The sequence below is a fragment of the Bacteroides sp. LFL-34 genome (assembly GCF_027257075.1).
GTDB classification, from domain to species: Bacteria; Bacteroidota; Bacteroidia; order Bacteroidales; family Bacteroidaceae; genus Bacteroides; species Bacteroides ovatus.
In genome coordinates this window covers 33031-52255 of sequence record NZ_JAPQKZ010000025.1, presented here as the reverse complement: position 1 = coordinate 52255, position 19225 = coordinate 33031, and the positions used below count along the sequence as shown (strand labels likewise).

Genomic DNA, 19225 nt, shown 5'->3' with positions numbered 1-19225 from the left:
AAATGAAACATACATTATTAAAAACCAAATCAAGGCTTATAATGAGTCTGATGATAGTTATAATGGGTGTAGTTTATACATCTTGTGATGATACAGAAACTACCGATTCTACTAAATTCACAATATTCTACTCAGGCATGACTGATATAGGTCCTTCGATGAGTGGAAGAATTAGTAGCCCAACTTATAAAGGAAATACACCTTCTGACTTTGCTATAACCAAAGTTACTTTAAAAGGTGAAGCCTATTCCGGAGATTGTTTTACTATCGACCCGAATGATGGATTCATATCTATAAATAGCACCAAAGATATGCAAGTTGGCCTATATAAATTATCCATATCATGCATATCCGGAGGGAATTATTATGAATTTAAAGATATTGTAGAAATAAACTTTTTGAAGGCCGTCCCCGATGGAATTACAGTGGAACCCAACAAACTCCAAGTCAAATATAATGATATTATTGATGAAACAAGTGAAGTAGAACTACCAACAGCGCAAGTCAAGACAGATGGAGATCATGTAACCATTACCAAATATGAGATTGCCAAAAGTGACTATTCAAAATACTTCGACATCACTAAAAGTGGAAAAATAAGTATTATCAAAGGTAGCACAGCACTTCTTCCCGGTATTTATAACATCTCATTAAAACTAACAACCGGAGCTTCTTCTGAAGATGAAGGAATATTTGAGAATGCACTAGAAATAAATGTCACGTCAGCACCTTTTGGTTTGGAGTACACTCCTAACGAAGATATGCTAGAAGCTGAAAACGACAAAAGTGGAAAGACCTCATTTCAGAGTAATGCGCCTGCACTTAAAGGTTCATTAGAAGGAATAGAATATTCTATAAAAAATATTACCCCTACAACAGATAAAATTAAAATAGATCCAACTACCGGAGTTCTTTCCGTTGACAAAGACCACGGATTGCAAAGTGGAAATAACTATGTCATCTCAATACATGTTAAAAACAATTTTGGAGAAGAAGATTTCAATAATGCATTTACACTACAAGTCGTAGAATACATTGAGCCAATTTCAGGATTCGAATATGAAACAAGTATTGATAAATATCAATATTCAAAGTTCACCATTAGTCCTAAGGAAGGGTTGAAAGGAGATAATATCCAATTCAGCTTGATTAATGAACCGGATGCATTAAAGGGGCAGATAGAATTTGACGCCCAAACCGGAACAATTTCTGTAGAAAAAGGGAATACTATTCCACAAGGAAATTATCCTCTTACCGTGAGAGCGACTAACTCTAAAAACGCAGAAAATCCTGCAGATGCAACATTTACTCTGAATATCATTGAGAATCCTAATTACTTCACTGATATTCGTTATGGAAACAACATTGATGTACCAGAAGAAAATAATGCTAATCAATTTAGAATTACAGAAGATAATGAAGCTAATGCGGATGCTACATTAAAAAGCTTCACTTTCCCAAGTCCACAAACAGGGCTTAAAGGGAATGTATCGGTCGCATGGAGCATCAAGAACGGAAATAATTGTGACAACTTAACAATCGATAGCAATACAGGAAAAATCAGTTTCAATCAAGAAGCTACATGGCCCGCAGATAAAAATGAAGTCAAAGCAAATACAATAGGATTTTGTTATGTTACAGCAACAGCCGGAACAGATAAAGATAGCCAGATATCTCAAACAACTCTTGTATTTATTCATTATGACTTAAAAGCAAATAATGGAGTACATATCCATTATAATCCTTTTGTCTTCCAAGCTGATCCGAAAAATGGTGGTAATTCAACAGTTCCGTTGGTTACAGTTAACGGAATAACTACAACTTCTAATTTCGCATTAGATTACCGCCGTTCATTTAACTACTATCCCACAGAAGGCACTTTAGTAAAAGGAGCACCCGGAACTGCCGGTTCATTCTTAAATGAACTATGGACTACATATTATAAAGCTATGGATATAAAACTATCAACCGGGTCTAGGAATCCGATGTCATATTACGGCAGCGTATACGACATGAGCCATAGTAAGAAATTACCTAATCAATCGGATAGACTATCCGTAGCATTAGCCTATGTAGTTCCTAATGACCTGACTATACATATCAGTCCGAATATCTGGAAAAATAGTAATGGAGAATATGCTAATGGAATTATGGTTGGAGAAATGACTTTCCTTACAAATGTCACCGTTGATACAACAGAAACCGGAGAATCATTAAAAAATGGAAAGAAAATAGCACCTATCATCATATGGTTTGACAAAAAATTTATTAAATAATGAGCAAAACATCATTAACTATGTATAATACAATCACTAAATCAATAAAACTAAGAGGGTATATCACCCTCTTAGCACTGATTTTCACAATCAGCTTACAAGCCCAGAACATAACTGTAAAAGGTGTTGTTGTAGATGAAACAGACACTCCGCTTATCGGAGCAACAGTTATGGTAAAAGGTGCATCTACTGGTGCTATTACTGACTTCGACGGAAACTTTACGTTAACAACTTCAAAAGGTTCAATAATATCTTTCTCATATATTGGATATAAAACCCAGGAGATTAAATATACCGGACAATCTCCTATGAATGTTAAAATGGTACCAGATAATAAAACTTTAGACGAAGTTGTTGTTGTCGGATATGGTTCCATGAAGCGAGGTGATTTGACAGGTTCTGTTGCATCCGTCGCTTCCAAAGACATTGAAGGCTATAAAAGCAGTTCTGTTATGGGAGCTTTAGGAGGACAAATTGCCGGAGTACAAATTACCCAAACCGACGGTACACCGGGAGCTGGATTTAATATCAACATCCGTGGTGTAGGTACTTTAACAGGAGATGCTTCTCCACTTTATATCGTAGATGGTTTTCAAGTAGATAATATCGATTATTTATCGAACTCCGATATTGAATCTATAGAAGTTTTAAAAGATGCCTCTTCTGCCGCTATCTACGGTGCGCGCGCAGCCAATGGAGTGGTTATGGTTTCCACCAAGTCAGGTAAAGTAGGACGCCCTGTAATTAACTACAACGGCTCTGCAAGTTATCGTAAGATTTCAAAAATGTTAGATGTACTTTCTCCTTATGAATTCGTTAAATTGCAAGGAGAAATAAAACCCGAATATGCAAATTCCTACTATAAATCAGGAAATGATGATAATGGAATTCCTTATCTTTATCAATCAGCGGAAGATTATATCGGAATGAAAGGAGTAGACTGGCAAGAAGAGACTTTCAATCCGACATGGTCACAAGACCATAATCTATCCATCTCAGGCGGTAGTGATAATACCAAATATACAGCTTCATTTTCCCGTTATATTGAAAATGGTATTTTTAAGAATAGTGGATTTGATAAAACGACAGGTAAAATTCGCTTTAATCAAAAGATAACAAAAAACATCACTTTTGATACAACTGTTAATTACGCACAAACGAACCGTAAAGGCGTGGGAACTTCCGCAGACTCCGGACGTTTTAATATGTTAGCACAAATTCTAAGTGCACGTCCAACAGGTGGTCTGAAGCTGACAGATGAAGAATTATTAAATTCTGCTATTGACCCTGAAATGCTAGAGACTGGAGAAAGCCTTGCGCAAGTCAATCCTGTCATGCAAACCGAATCCGTTACTAATGATAAACGTGGAGAAATGTGGTCAGCCAATGCATCTGTTACCTGGCAAATTATTAAAGGATTAACATTTAAGACAGCTGGTACTTATAATACAACTGACAGCAGAACTGACATTTTTTACAAAACTGGTTCTAAAGAAGCATATCGTAATGGAGAAAAACCGTATGGCCGAACTCAAATGGGACGCGACGTACGTTGGACTAATTATAATAACATCACATGGAAACAAAAAATTAAAAAACATACTTATGATGTGATGTTAGGCCATGAAGTTTCATTCAAAAGCAGCGAATATCTATTAGGAGAAGCGATGGATTTCCCATTTGATAATCTGGGCAATGACAATTTAGGCATCGGAGCTACTCCTAGTAAAGTGAGCTCCAGCTATAGTGACAAGATGCTACTATCCTTCTTCGCCCGTGGTAACTATAATTATGACAATCGCTATTTATTAACAGCGACAATACGTGCAGATGGTTCTACTGTATTCTCCCAAAAGAATAAATGGGGTTACTTTCCCTCTTTCTCAGCTGCTTGGCGTGTTTCTGAAGAAGCATTCATGAAAGATATAAAATGGTTGTCAAACTTTAAAGTTCGCTTCGGTTGGGGTACTGTCGGTAATGACCGTATTTCAAACTATTTATCATTAGATTTATATGAAGCCAGTAAATATGGAGTAGGTAATAATACAGTAACGGTATTGACACCGAAACAACTCAAAAACGCTAACCTGAAATGGGAAGGTTCCAATACTGTGAACTTAGGTGTAGATCTTGGGTTCTTTGATAGTCGCCTAAATATTACAGCAGACTTCTTTATCAAAAACACAAAAGACCTCTTGCTAGCTCAGTCACTTGCACACATTACAGGTTTTAACTCACAAATGCAGAACATTGGTAAGATCCAAAATAAAGGATTTGAATTAAATGTGAACAGTATTAACATACAAACAAGAGATTTTACTTGGAATACGAACTTTAATATATCATTTATCAAAAATACATTAAAGTCACTTGCTTCCGGTGTAGATGCGATGTATGCACGTTCCGGATTCGACAGCAACTTCACCGCATATGATTACATAGCCAAAGTCGGTGAATCTTTAGGATTGATCTATGGATATGAGTTTGATGGGATCTACCAAAGTTCTGATTTTTACACAAAACCAGGCGATCCTACATTGTATTTAAAAGACGGAGTCGTTAATGACCCGCGCTATAGTACAAAAGAGCCTTTAAGACCGGGTGTAGTAAAATATAAAGATCAAGACGGAGATGGTAAAATTACAACCAAAGACCGTACTGTCATCGGTTCTGCAATCCCCAAATGGTATGGAGGTATCACCAATACACTAAATTATAAAGGGATTGACTTCAGTTTCATGCTACAATTCAATTACGGCAATGACGTTTATAATGCAACCCGTCTATATTCAACTCAATCAAGAAGCGGACGTAGAAATATGCTGGCTGAAGTAGCGGATCGCTGGAGTCCGACCAATGCATCCAATAAAGTACCTTTATATAATGGATACATTACCAATGATGTCTATTCACGTTTTGTAGAAGACGGTTCATTCCTTCGTTTGAAAAATATAACATTAGGTTATACTTTACCTAAAAAATGGACAAGTAAATTCTATGTATCCAGACTTCGTGTTTATGCTACAGGACAAAACTTATTCTGTGTTACAGGATATAGTGGTTATGATCCGGAAGTAAGTACAGCAGGGAGCAATCCGATGACTCCTGGACTAGATTGGGGTGCATATCCAAAGAGTAAAGTATTTACTTTTGGGCTTGATATTCAATTTTAATAATAAATTAAGTACAATGAAAAAGATTCTATACTATATAGCAATATCAGTAATATGTGCATTACCTTTTAATTCTTGCACATTAGACGAAGAAACCAGCACCGATGTAGAAAAGAAAAACTTTATGCGAGATGCTAAAGAGGCAGAGATTGTATTACAAGGCGTTTATCGTTCAACCATAGAAGATGGACAATATGGCTATCATTTATCTATATTGTTCAATTTAGGAACAGATATGGAGCAGGCAGAAGGAAATAGTACGGAAAACTATCGTATCATACCAGCCAATGCATTTCCTACCACTCAATCGGAAGTACAAACTACCTGGTCATCTTTGTATGCCGGTGTTTATAATGCGAATGATTTTCTAGAAAGAATCTCAAGCAAAATAAATACATACTCAGATACCGACCGGCAATTGGCCACTTTATATATAGCTGAAGCAAGAGCTTTAAGAGCTATGTTTTACTTTGAATTAGTGCGCAGATATGGTAATATTGCTCTTATGACCAATACAGAAATGTCGAAACAAGATCCAAGAACATTTGTTCAAGTAAAACCGGAAAAAGTGTATGAATTCATCGAAGATGACCTGCTTTACGCTAGTAGAATACTGCCCTATGCACAAGATGACCAATACCGCATCGATAACAGCTATCGTTTTTCCAGGGGAGCTGCTCTAGGCTTATTATCAAAAGTTTACGCCACATGGGCAGGATATCCTATATATGATGAGTCAAAATGGGAAGAAGCCGCTAAAACCGCCCGTACTTTAATAGAATCCGGCAAACATGCTCTTCTATCTGATTACGAACAATTATGGAAAAACACTTGTAACGGGGTTTGGGACCCAACAGAAAGCTTGATCGAAATATCATTTTACTCCCCTACCGTTTCAGGAAACAGTGATCCTGTAGGCCGTATTGGAAAATGGAATGGAGTTAAAACCACATCAATCGCAGGACAGCGTGGAAGTTGCGCAGGAAATGTGAAAGTGGTGCATACTTTCGTAACAGAATGGCGTGAACATCCTCAAGACTTGCGTTGCGATCTTTCCGTTGCCAATTATAAATACGATGATGATAAAGTACTTTGGACAAAAGGAAAAAATGATACAGATTATTCTGCTAAAGAAAAAGACAAAGACCCCAGTAAAGGACAAAAAGAAAAACAAAATTATACACCTGCTAAATGGGACATTGAAAAATATGTAACCACCAGTAAATTAATCAATAACGATAAATCGAATGTTAATTGGTATTTCCTACGTTATGCAGATGTACTTTTACTTTACGCAGAGGCTTTGAATGAATGGAAACATGGACCTACTGATGAAGCTTATGAAGCGATCAATATGGTGCGCCGTCGTGGATTTGGTAATCCTAGTAAGACGAGTATTTGTGATTTAAAAGATTTAAATGAAGAAGATTTTCGTAAAGCAGTCTATCAAGAAAGAGCTTATGAGCTGGCTTTTGAAGGACACCGCCGCATGGATTTAATCCGCTGGGGAATATATTATGAAACTATTCAAAAAACATACAATGATTTGCTTAACTGGTGGACTGCGGAAACTGAATTTAATTATGTTGTTTACAGACATACTGTAAAAGGTAAGCATGAACTATTTCCCATTCCACAAAGAGACATGGACTTGATGATTAAATTTAATCAAAATCCGAATTGGGAATAGTCCTCATTCTCTCCAATATGCCTTAATTAGGGCATATTGGAGAAAATTAAAACCTTTTTCAACAAAATCAAAACTTGAAAAGCAGAGTTCGAACTCCTTTTGGACAATCCTGCAACGGAAAGTTTTGCCTTTCGGTTACTTTTGCATCAGTTACAAAACTTCTAAAAACAATCACTTAAAATGAATAACATGAAAATGAAACTTGTTCTCTTTGCTTCGGTTAGTATTGCACTCGCGTCGTGCCAGACAGCTCCAAAGGAAGACTACAGTTGGATAAAAAAAGGACTGGATGTAGCTTCCGCCCAATTACAACTTTCTGCTGAAGAAGTTAGTGGTACAGGAATGCTGCCACGCTCCATCCGTACAGGTTATGACATGGATTTCCTTTGCCGTCAGTTGGAAAGAGATTCATTAACATTCAAAGATTCGCTACGCGCACAACCTACTGCTGACCAGCTAGGCAAACGCCGTCTCTGCAACGTTTATGACTGGACAAGTGGTTTCTTCCCCGGTTCATTATGGTATGCATACGAACTGACAGGAAACGATACACTGAAAACTCAAGCAATCGAATATACCAATCTTCTGAATCCGGTACGCTATTATAAAGGTACGCATGATTTGGGATTCATGGTCAACTGCAGCTATGGCAATGCAGAACGTCTTTCACCTAACGATACCATCGCTGCTGTGATGAGAGAAACTGCCGATAACCTCTGCGGTCGTTTCAACGACTCTATCGGTGCTATCCGTTCATGGGATTTCGGAACATGGAACTTCCCGGTTATTATCGACAATATGATGAACCTCGATCTTCTGTTTAATGTAGCAAAAGCGACAGGTGACAATAAATACAAAGACATTGCTATCAAACATGCTATGACCACCATGCATAATCACTTCCGTCCGGATTATACCTGCTGGCATGTAATAAGCTATAACAACGACGGTACAGTGGAAAGCAAACAAACTTTCCAAGGAAAGAACGATGATTCTTCATGGGCACGCGGACAAGCATGGGCTATATATGGATATACCGCTTGCTTCCGTGAAACAAATGACAGCATTTTCCTGAACTTTGCAAAGGATATAGCCAATATGATTATGGACCGCGTAAAAACGGAGGATGCCATTCCTTACTGGGATTATGATGCTCCTGTAACTAAAGAAACTCCGCGCGATGTATCTGCTGCCTCTGTCACTGCTTCTGCCATGATCGAACTAAGCACCATGGTTCCCGACGGACAGAAATATCTGGATTATGCGGAAAAGATTCTGAAGAGTTTGTCAAGCGACGCATATCTTGCAAAAGTGGGTGACAATCAGGGCTTCATTCTGATGCATTCTGTCGGTTCACTGCCTAACGGCTCTGAAATCGATACTCCACTGAACTATGCTGACTACTATTATCTGGAAGCATTGAAGAGATTCATGGAATTGAAGAAGTTGAAAGTTGAGAATGGAGAGTTGAGAGTGATCCAATAATACAAAAGCAAGAGTCTTTTCAATCGTAAATAGTAAATCGTAAAATCGTAAATTATATCATGAATAAAACTTTAAAGTACATCATTTTGCTTGCAATCGCATGTTTCGTAAGCAAGGGTTACGCCCAAGAACTGAAAAGCGAAGTCTTTTCTCTTCTTAACCTGGACTATCCGGGACTGGAGAAAGTAAAAGCTTTGCATCAGGAGGGTAAAGATGAGGATGCTGCCAAAGCATTACTGGACTATTACCGTGCACGTACCAACGTAAAAACTCCGGATATCAATCTGAACAAAGTGACTATCAGCAAAGAAGAACAGCAATGGGCCGATGACGGATTGAAACATACATTCTTCGTACATAAAGGTTATCAGCCTTCTTACAACTACGGAGAAGACATCAACTGGCAATACTGGCCGGTGAAAGACAATGAGCTCCGCTGGCAGTTGCACCGTCACAAATGGTTCACTCCGATGGGAAAGGCTTATCGCATATCCGGTGACGAGAAATATGCTAAAGAATGGGCACATCAGTATATCGACTGGATTAAAAAGAATCCGTTGGTGAAGATGGACAAGAAAGAATATGAGCTGGTTAGTGATGGAAAAATCAAAGGCGAAGTAGAAAACGTACGTTTTGCATGGCGCCCGCTGGAAGTTAGTAATCGTCTGCAAGACCAGACTTCACAGTTCCAGTTATTCCTTCCCTCCCCTTCTTTCACTCCGGACTTCCTGACAGAATTCCTGGTGAACTATTACAAACATGCTGTACATATCCTTGCTAATTACTCGGATCAAGGCAACCATTTACTGTTTGAAGCTCAACGCATGATTTATGCAGGTGCCTTTTTCCCTGAATTCAAAGATGCTCCGGCTTGGAGAAAAAGTGGTATCGACATTCTGAACCGTGAAATCCACGTACAGGTATACGAAGATGGCGGACAGTTCGAACTTGACCCACATTATCATCTGGCAGCTATTAACATTTTCTGTAAAGCTTTAGGTATCGCAGATGCCAACGGATTCCGTAAGGAATTCCCTCAAGATTATCTGGATACAATCGAAAGCATGATTATGTTCTACGCAAACATTTCTTTCCCTGATTACACCAATCCATGTTTCAGCGATGCCAAGTTGACAACAAAGAAAGAAATGGTGAAAAACTACAAAGCATGGAGCAAACTGTTCCCAAAGAACCAGGCAATCAAATACTTTGCCACAGAAGGAAAAGAAGGTGCATTGCCGGATTATATGTCTAAAGGTTTCCTGAAATCAGGCTTCTTTGTATTCCGTAATTCATGGGGAATGGATGCTACCCAAATGGTAGTAAAGGCAGGTCCGAAAGCTTTTTGGCACTGTCAGCCGGATAATGGTACATTTGAACTTTGGTTCAACGGCAAGAATTTGTTCCCGGATTCAGGTTCGTATGTATACGCCGGTGAAGGCGAAGTAATGGAACAACGCAACTGGCACCGTCAGACTTGTGTTCACAACACAGTAACCTTGGACAACAAAAATCTCGAGACAACAGAATCTGTTACTAAGTTATGGCAACCGGAAGGTGCTATCCAGACTTTAGTGACTGAAAATCCGAGTTACAAGAATCTGAAACACCGTCGTTCTGTTTTCTTCGTTGATAACACTTACTTTGTCATTGTAGATGAAATGGCAGGTAGCGGTAAAGGTTCTATCAATCTTCACTATCAGATGCCGAAAGGAGAAATTGCCAACAGCCGCGAAGACATGACGTTCCTGACACAGTTTGAGGATGGAAGCAATATGAAACTGCAATGCTTTGGCCCTGCTGGCATGAGTATGAAAAAAGAACCAGGATGGTGTTCAACAGCTTATCGCAAACGCTACAAACGTATGAATGTATCGTTCAACGTGAGAAAAGACGGCGAAGAAGCTGTACGTTACATCACTGTTATCTACCCGGTTAAGAAAAGCGCAGATGCCCCTAAATTTGACGCTAAATTCAAGAACAAAGCGTTCGATGAAAACGGTCTGGAAGTAGAAGTGAAAGTAAACGGAAAGAAACAGTCATTAAAATACAAACTATAAAAAGCCTCAAAGCCTCTCCCTGCCCCTTTTCTTGGGAGAGGCTTCTTATCATTATGGAAAACTATTACACCTCCTCTACCCTACTCCTCCCATTGGCAGCACTAAGCCTCGTTTCTTGCAACAGCCAAAAGAAAGAAGAAGTCAGACAGCCGAACATCATCTTCATGATGACGGATGATCACACCACTCAAGCAATGTCCTGTTATGGAGGAAATCTGATCCAAACTCCTAATATGGACCGGATTGCCAATGAAGGTATTCGCTTTGATAATTGTTACGCTGTCAATGCTCTTTCGGGACCTTCACGCGCTTGCATCCTCACCGGCAAGTTCAGTCACGAGAATGGTTTTACCGATAATGCAAGTACATTCAACGGCGATCAGCAGACATTCCCCAAACTTCTTCAGCAAGCCGGATACCAGACTGCCATGATTGGCAAATGGCATCTCATCAGCGAACCGCAAGGTTTCGACCATTGGAGTATCCTTAGCGGCCAACATGAGCAAGGTGACTATTACGATCCTGATTTCTGGGAAGACGGAAAACATATCGTAGAAAAAGGATATGCTACGGATATTATTACCGACAAAGCAATTAAATTCCTTGAAGGACGGGACAAGAACAAACCGTTCTGCATGATGTATCACCAGAAAGCCCCACACCGTAACTGGATGCCCGCTCCCCGTCATTTAGGCATATTCAATAATACAACTTTCCCAGAACCGGCTAATCTGTTCGACGACTACGAAGGTCGTGGAAGAGCTGCTCGCGAGCAGGATATGTCTATCGAGCACACGTTGACAAACGACTGGGATCTCAAATTGATGACTCGTGAAGAGATGCTGAAAGATACAACCAACCGTCTTTATAGTGTATATAAACGTATGCCTATTGAAGTTCAGGATAAATGGGATTCTGTATACGCCGGGCGCATTGCCGAATACCGCAAAGGTGACTTGAAAGGCAAATCTTTAATCAGCTGGAAATATCAACAATATATGCGCGATTATCTGGCTACGGTTCTGGCAGTAGACGAAAATATCGGCCGACTACTGAATTATCTCGAAAAGATTGGTGAACTGGACAATACAATCATTGTCTACACCTCCGACCAGGGTTTCTTCCTTGGCGAACATGGCTGGTTTGACAAACGCTTCATGTATGAAGAATGTCAGCGCATGCCTCTTATCATCCGTTACCCGAAAGCAATCAAAGCAGGAAGTACCAGTAATGCAATCAGCATGAATGTAGACTTTGCTCCTACCTTCCTCGACTTTGCCGGAGTAGATATCCCGTCAGATATTCAAGGAGCTTCTTTGAAACCGATATTGGTCAACGAAGGCAAAACCCCGGCCGACTGGCGTAAAGCTGCTTATTACCATTATTACGAGTACCCTGCAGAACACTCTGTAAAACGTCACTATGGTATCCGTACACAAGATTTCAAACTGATTCATTTCTACAACGATATTGACGAATGGGAAATGTATGACATGAAAGCTGATCCGAGAGAAATGAACAGCGTCTTCGGCAAACCGGAGTATGCTAAAGTACAAAAAGAACTGATGGAGCTACTTCAGGACACTCAAAAACAGTACAAAGATACTGACCCGGATGAAAAGGAAAAAGTCCTCTTTAAAGGTGATCGCCGGCAAATGCAAAACCGCTAAGAGGGCAAGGTGTCCCCAATATGCTTTATAGTTAGTTATATAATAAAATTAGGCACGGATTACACGGATGAACGCTGTTGCTTTACCCATCATCATTCTAAAAACCGTGAAATCCGTGTAATCCGTGCCTAATAACCGAATAAATTAGATAAAACCATGGATAGAAGAAAGTTTTTAAAAAACACAGGCTGGTCTTTCCTCGGATTGGCAGCTTCAGGCAGTTTGCTGGGTTCTTGCGCAGCTGGAAGCAAAGAAGCAAAAAAGATTATGCCGTCAGCCAGTAACCTCAAAATGTACTGGGGCGACTTACATAACCATTGCAACATCACATACGGACACGGCGACATGCGCGACGCTTTTGAAGCAGCGAAAGGACAATTAGATTTTGTCAGTGTCACTCCTCATGCTATGTGGCCGGATATTCCCGGAGCAGATGATCCCCGCCTGAAATGGGTGATTGATTATCACACAGGAGCTTTCAAACGTTTGCGTGAAGGCGGTTATGAGAAGTACGTAAAAATGACGAATGAATATAATAAAGAAGGTGAGTTCCTTACTTTTGTCGGATACGAGGCCCACAGTATGGAACATGGTGACCATGTTGCATTGAATTATGATCTTGACGCACCGCTTGTAGAATGTACTTCTATCGAAGACTGGAAACAGAAGGCAAAAGGACACAAAGTATTTATTACTCCACATCACATGGGTTACCAGGGCGGCTATCGCGGTTACAACTGGAAATGCTTTACCGAAGGAGATATTACCCCATTCGTAGAAATGTATTCCCGTCATGGTCTGGCAGAAAGCGATCAGGGAGATTATCCTTATCTACACGATATGGGTCCGCGCCAATGGGAAGGAACCATTCAATATGGTCTTGAATTAGGCAACAAATTCGGTATCATGGCTTCTACCGATCAACATTCCGGTTATCCGGGAAGCTATGGCGACGGTCGTATCGGTGTCATGGCTCCGTCATTGACTCGCGACGCTATTTGGGAAGCTCTCCGCACCCGCCATGTATGTGCCGCAACCGGTGATAAAATTATTATCGACTTCCGCCTCAACGACGCTTTCATGGGTGACGTGGTTCGCGGTAACAGCCGCCGTATCTATCTGAACGTTACAGGTGAAAGCTGTATCGACTATGTAGATATTGTCAAGAACGGACAGATTTTAGCTCGCATGAATGGCCCGCTGACTCCGATTGCCCCGGAAGGTGATACGGTACGTTGCAAAGTTAAAGTTGATTTTGGTTGGAATCGTGAAGAGAAATACGTACATTGGCAGGGTAAACTGTCCGTGGACAAAGGACAGATCCATAGTGTAACTCCTTGTTTCCGTGGCGCAGCGTTCACTTCTCCGCAAGAAGGTGAAACTGAATTCCACACGCATGTCAACCGTATCGTATCCGTTGGCAACAAGGAAACCGAACTGGATATGTATAGCAGCAAAAATCCGAATACGACTACAGCAGCCATGCAAGCCGTCATTCTGGATGTGGAAATGCCCAAAGACGGTAAGATCATTGCCGAATTCAATGGCAAGAAGTTTGAACATACGTTGGGCGAGTTGCTCGAAGGTTCACGTTCACACTTCATGATCGGTTGGTTGAGCGAGGCGATCCTTTTCAATCGTGCTATGCCGGAAAGCTGTTTCACTCTGGAACACTACATGGAAGATAAAGACCCGCAACGTGATACGGATTACTACTATGTACGCGTTCGCCAACGTGACGGACAATGGGCTTGGAGTTCACCGATTTGGGCGGAAAGAGTGTAGTTAAACAGTAAAAGCAATGAATAATCTAGTACTTAAATAGAAATGGAAAAAGAATACGCTATAGGAATTGACCTTGGCGGAACTTCAGTAAAATACGCCCTTATTGATAATGAAGGCGTATTTTACTTTCAAGGAAAGTTACCGTCGAAAGCCGATGAATCAGCAGAAGCTGTCATCGGACAGTTGGTTACTGCTATCAATGAAGCGAAAGCCTTTGCACAAGAAAAAGGCTACAAAATTGATGGTATAGGAATCGGAACACCGGGTATCGTAGATTGTACGAACCGTGTTGTTTTAGGAGGTGCGGAAAACATCAACGGTTGGGAAAACATTCACTTGGCAGACCACATTGAAACAGAAACCGGACTTTCTGCTTTATTGGGAAATGATGCCAATCTAATGGGACTGGGAGAAACAATGTATGGGGCCGGTCAGGGAGCTACTCATGTTGTCTTCCTGACAGTAGGAACGGGTATTGGCGGTGCAGTAGTCATCGACGGCAAATTGTTCAACGGTTATGCCAACCGGGGAACGGAACTGGGACACGTACCTCTCATTGCCAATGGTGAACCTTGTGCTTGCGGTTCTGTCGGCTGCCTGGAACACTATGCTTCCACTTCCGCTTTGGTACGCCGCTTCAGTCAACGAATAGCAGACGCAGGTATCTCCTACCCGAATGAGGAGATTAACGGAGAATTGATTGTCCGCCTTTACAAACAAGGGGATCAGATTGCAAAAGTATCACTGGAAGAACACTGTGACTTTTTAGGACATGGAATTGCAGGCTTTATCAATATCTTTAGTCCTCAAAAGATTGTGATCGGCGGAGGACTCTCCGAAGCCGGAGATTTTTACATTCAGAAAGTAAGCGAAAAAGCGCGTAGTTATGCCATCCCCGACTGTGCCGTGAATACCCAAATCATAGCTGCCGCTCTTGGAAACAAGGCTGGAAGTATTGGAGCTGCGTCACTTGTATTTACTCAATTATCTGCTCCAAACCTGATTAAATTATGAAAAAGAATTTAGGAATGCTGACGCTGATTATGGCGTTTTGGTTCACCATCTCTTTTATTACTAATATTCTGGGACCACTCATTCCGGACATTATCCACAACTTCAATCTAAGTGACCTGGCAATGGCGGGATTTATCCCGACCTCTTTTTTCCTGGCCTATGCTATCATGTCTATCCCTGCCGGATTGCTCATCGACCGTTTCGGTGAAAAGCCGGTATTATTCGGTGGATTTCTGATGCCGTTCATCGGCACCATCTTATTTGCCTGCATGCACACGTATCCGATGTTATTGGCTTCTTCTTTCATCATCGGACTGGGAATGGCCATGTTACAAACGGTATTGAATCCGCTCCAACGTACCGTAGGAGGAGAAGAAAACTATGCATTTATCGCCGAACTGGCACAGTTCATGTTTGGCATTGCTTCTTTCCTAAGTCCTCTGGTATATACTTATCTGATTCGTGAACTTGATCCGGCAACATATACAGCAGGTAAAGGTTTCTTTATCGACCTGTTGGCCGATGTCACTCCACGGGAAATGCCGTGGGTATCTCTTTACTGGGTATTCACCATCCTATTATTAGTAATGCTGATTGCCGTCGGTGTCTCCCGCTTTCCCAAGATCGAACTGAAAGAAGATGAAAAAAGCGGGTCAAAAGATTCATACCTCGCTTTGTTTAAACAGAAATATGTATGGTTGTTTTTCTTGGGAATCTTCTGTTATGTAAGTACGGAACAGGGAACTTCTATTTTTATGAGTACATTCCTCGAACAATATCATGGAGTAAATCCGCAAACTGAAGGTGCACAAGCTGTAAGCTACTTCTGGGGGCTGATGACAGCCGGTTGTCTGGTAGGTATGATTCTACTCAAGCTGATTGACAGCAAACGGTTGTTACAAATCTCCGGAATATTGACCATCATCCTACTATTATCTGCTTTGTTCGGAAGCAAAGAAGTATCTATCATTGCCTTTCCCGCTGTCGGATTCAGCATCTCAATGATGTATTCCATCGTATTCTCATTGGCACTGAACTCCGCCTCACAACATCACGGCTCCTTTGCGGGTATTCTATGTTCTGCAATAGTAGGTGGTGCGGGTGGTCCGATGATTGTGAGTACACTGGCAGATGCTACATCGCTCCGCACAGGAATGTTATTTATCTTGGTTTTCGTAGGCTACATAACCTTTATCGGTTTTTGGGCACGTCCACTAATTAATAACAAGACCATCCGTCTGAAAGAATTGTTCAAACAGCGATAAACGCTGAATGATACATGATGAATAATAAATATTAAAATAAGATGATGAAACAACGAACGTCTATATTTTCTCTTTTGCTCGGTATTCTGCTATCCACCAATGGGTATGCGCAAAAAGGAATCATGCGTCTGACTCAACAGACATTGATGCACGAGGTCCGCGAAACGCCTTCGCCCCTGAACGGACAGCATATTACTGTCAATCCCCCACGTTTTATGTGGCCGGATAAGTTCCCGCACCTCGGTGCTGTATTGGACGGAGTTGAAGAAGAGGACTACAAACCCGAAGTAACCTACCGCATCCGTATTGCACGCGACCCCGAATTTAAATCGGAAGTGATTACCGCCGAAAGAAAATGGGCATTTTTCAACCCATTCAAACTCTTTGAAAAAGGGAAATGGTATTGGCAACATGCCTACGTTAACAAAGAAGGAAAAGAAGAATGGTCACCTGTTTATCATTTTTATATAGACGAACACATACGTACATTCAACCCTCCTTCTCTACAGGAAGTATTAACCAAATTGCCCAAGACTCATCCCCGCATCTTGCTTGATGCCGAAGATTGGGATAATATCATCGAACGGAATAAAAACAATCCGGAGGCACAGGCTTATATCCGAAAAGCCGATAAATGCCTGAACCACCCGCTGAAACATCTGGAAGAAGAAATTGATACAACCCAGGTTGTCAAGTTGACAAATATTGTTCAATATCGTTCTGCCCTGATTCGGGAAAGTCGTAAGATTGTAGACCGTGAAGAAGCAAATATCGAAGCCATGGTACGCGCTTACCTGCTAACGAAAGATGAGGTATACTACAAAGAAGGCATTAAGCGTCTTTCCGAAATTCTTTCCTGGAAAAAAAGTAAGTACTTTGCTGGAGATTTCAATCGTTCTACTATTCTGTCCATGAGCACTTCAGCGTATGATGCATGGTACAATCTGTTGACTCCGAATGAGAGAAAACTACTCCTAAGAACGATTCGTGACAATGGAAAGAAGTTCTATCATGAATATGTCAATCACTTGGAAAACCGCATTGCTGATAATCATGTCTGGCAAATGACTTTCCGTATCTTGAATATGGCGGCATTTGCTACGTATGGCGAACTCCCGATGGCTTCCACCTGGGTGGATTATTGCTACAATGAATGGGTATCCCGTCTGCCGGGCCTCAACGCGGATGGAGGATGGCACAATGGTGATTCTTATTTCCAGGTCAATCTTCGCACATTGATTGAAGTTCCCGCTTTCTACTCCCGTATCAGCGGATTCGATTTCTTCGCCGATCCGTGGTATAACAACAATGCATTTTACGTCATCTACCAGCAGCCTCCATTCTCAAAATCTGCAGGACAAGGCAATTCACATGAAAGCAAAATGAAGCCGAACGGTACACGAGTAGGTTATGCGGATGCCTTGGCACGTGAATGTAATAATCCGTGGGCGGCTGCTTATGTACGTACCATTCTGCAAAAGGAACCGGATATCATGGAAAAAACTTTCCTCGGAAAATCTGGAGACTTGACCTGGTATCGTTGTACAACCAAGAAAGTTCTCCCCAAAGAAGGACATACTCTTGCCGAACTACCCATGGCGAAAGTATTCAATGAAACGGGAATCGGTACGATGAATACCTCTTTGGGAGATATAGATAAGAATGCCATGTTATCGTTCCGCTCCAGTTCTTATGGTTCCACTTCCCATGCACTGGCCAATCAGAATGCTTTTAATACATTCTATGGAGGTAAAGCCATTTTTTACAGCAGCGGACATCGTACAGGTTTTACGGACGATCATTGTATGTATTCTTACCGTAACACCCGTGCACACAACAGCATTTTGGTAAATGGAATGACTCAAAAGATTGGAACGGAAGGATATGGCTGGATTCCGCGTTGGTATGAAGGAGAAAAAATCGCTTATATGGTAGGAGATGCTTCCAATGCTTATGGTAAAGTGACTTCTCCCCTATGGCTGAAACGTGGAGAACTATCCGGTACGCAATATACGCCTGAAAAAGGATGGGATGAGAACAAACTGAATATGTTCCGCCGTCATATCATCCAACTGGGAAGTACCGGAGTTTTCGTGATTTATGATGAACTGGAAGGAAAGGAGGCTGTTACATGGAGTTACCTTTTACATACTGTAGAATTACCGATGGAAATACAGGAACTGACCGATGAGGTGAAAGTAACCGGAAGGAATAAAGCTGGCGGTATCTCTGTTGCCCATCTTTTCAGTTCGGCAAAAACGGAACAGGCAATGGTAGATACTTTCTTCTGTGCTCCGACCAACTGGAAAAATGTGACGAATGCACAAGGAAAAGCAGTGAAATATCCTAATCACTGGCATTTCTCTTCTACAACTGTTCCTTGCAAAACCGCCCGTTTCCTGACTGTGATGGATACACATGGAGACAACCGTCCGGATATGCAGGTAGTTCGCAAAGGCAATATCATTCAAGTAGGTGACTGGACTATCACTTGCAACCTTACGGAAAAAGGAAAAGCCGCTATTCACGTTAGTAATAAAGTGGAGAAAGTTTCCTTAAACTACGATGCCGGTAAAAAGGAAGGTGCAACGACGGTAACAGATCAGGTAAAAGGGAAACAGGTTAATAAAGTCCTGACAGACTATTTACCGGATTTTGAGATTTAATCTCTCCCCCCAAAAAACTGTCCCGTTATTCAATTTATAGAAAATTGAATAACGGGATATTTTTTATAGAGAATAAAAGATAAAGAACAGAGTATAAAGTACATGATCCTATGAATTGTAACCAAGAAGAGTTCTCTCTAC

10 protein-coding genes are annotated in these 19225 nt (G+C 41.0%); all 10 read left to right on the top strand.

What is annotated here, in order from left to right:
- The first annotated feature begins 2 nt into the window (after positions 1-2).
- A complete protein-coding gene (locus N5O98_RS15665; RefSeq protein WP_022199930.1) occupies positions 3-2276 on the top strand; it encodes a surface glycan-binding family protein in 2274 nt (757 codons plus the stop codon).
- Positions 2276-5449 (top strand): SusC/RagA family TonB-linked outer membrane protein, encoded by a 3174-nt coding sequence (locus N5O98_RS15660; RefSeq protein ID WP_022199931.1) that lies wholly within the window; start codon positions 2276-2278, stop codon positions 5447-5449. Before N5O98_RS15665 ends, N5O98_RS15660 begins: the two co-directional genes overlap by 1 nt.
- A 16-nt stretch (positions 5450-5465) precedes the next feature.
- On the top strand, positions 5466-7139 hold the full coding sequence (locus N5O98_RS15655; RefSeq protein ID WP_004312475.1) for a RagB/SusD family nutrient uptake outer membrane protein: 1674 nt from the start codon (positions 5466-5468) through the stop codon (positions 7137-7139).
- Positions 7140-7319: 180 nt separating this feature from the next.
- Positions 7320-8624: a DUF4995 domain-containing protein gene (locus N5O98_RS15650; protein WP_004302188.1), complete on the top strand. Its 1305-nt coding sequence runs from the start codon at positions 7320-7322 to the stop codon at positions 8622-8624.
- A gap of 59 nt (positions 8625-8683) precedes the next feature.
- Positions 8684-10684: a heparin-sulfate lyase HepC gene (gene hepC / locus N5O98_RS15645; RefSeq protein ID WP_004312476.1), complete on the top strand. Its 2001-nt coding sequence runs from the start codon at positions 8684-8686 to the stop codon at positions 10682-10684.
- A gap of 53 nt (positions 10685-10737) precedes the next feature.
- Entirely contained in the window at positions 10738-12354 is a 1617-nt protein-coding gene (locus N5O98_RS15640) for a sulfatase family protein (protein WP_004312478.1), read from the top strand.
- Positions 12355-12510: 156 nt separating this feature from the next.
- Positions 12511-14139, top strand: coding sequence for a Tat pathway signal sequence (locus N5O98_RS15635; RefSeq protein WP_004312479.1), 1629 nt, complete (start codon positions 12511-12513; stop codon positions 14137-14139).
- A gap of 42 nt (positions 14140-14181) precedes the next feature.
- Positions 14182-15153: an ROK family protein gene (locus N5O98_RS15630; protein ID WP_004312480.1), complete on the top strand. Its 972-nt coding sequence runs from the start codon at positions 14182-14184 to the stop codon at positions 15151-15153.
- Positions 15150-16418 (top strand): sugar MFS transporter, encoded by a 1269-nt coding sequence (locus tag N5O98_RS15625; RefSeq protein WP_004319860.1) that lies wholly within the window; start codon positions 15150-15152, stop codon positions 16416-16418. Before N5O98_RS15630 ends, N5O98_RS15625 begins: the two co-directional genes overlap by 4 nt.
- Before the next feature lie 41 nt (positions 16419-16459).
- A complete protein-coding gene (locus N5O98_RS15620) occupies positions 16460-19084 on the top strand; it encodes a DUF4962 domain-containing protein (protein ID WP_004312482.1) in 2625 nt (874 codons plus the stop codon).
- Positions 19085-19225: the final 141 nt, after the last annotated feature.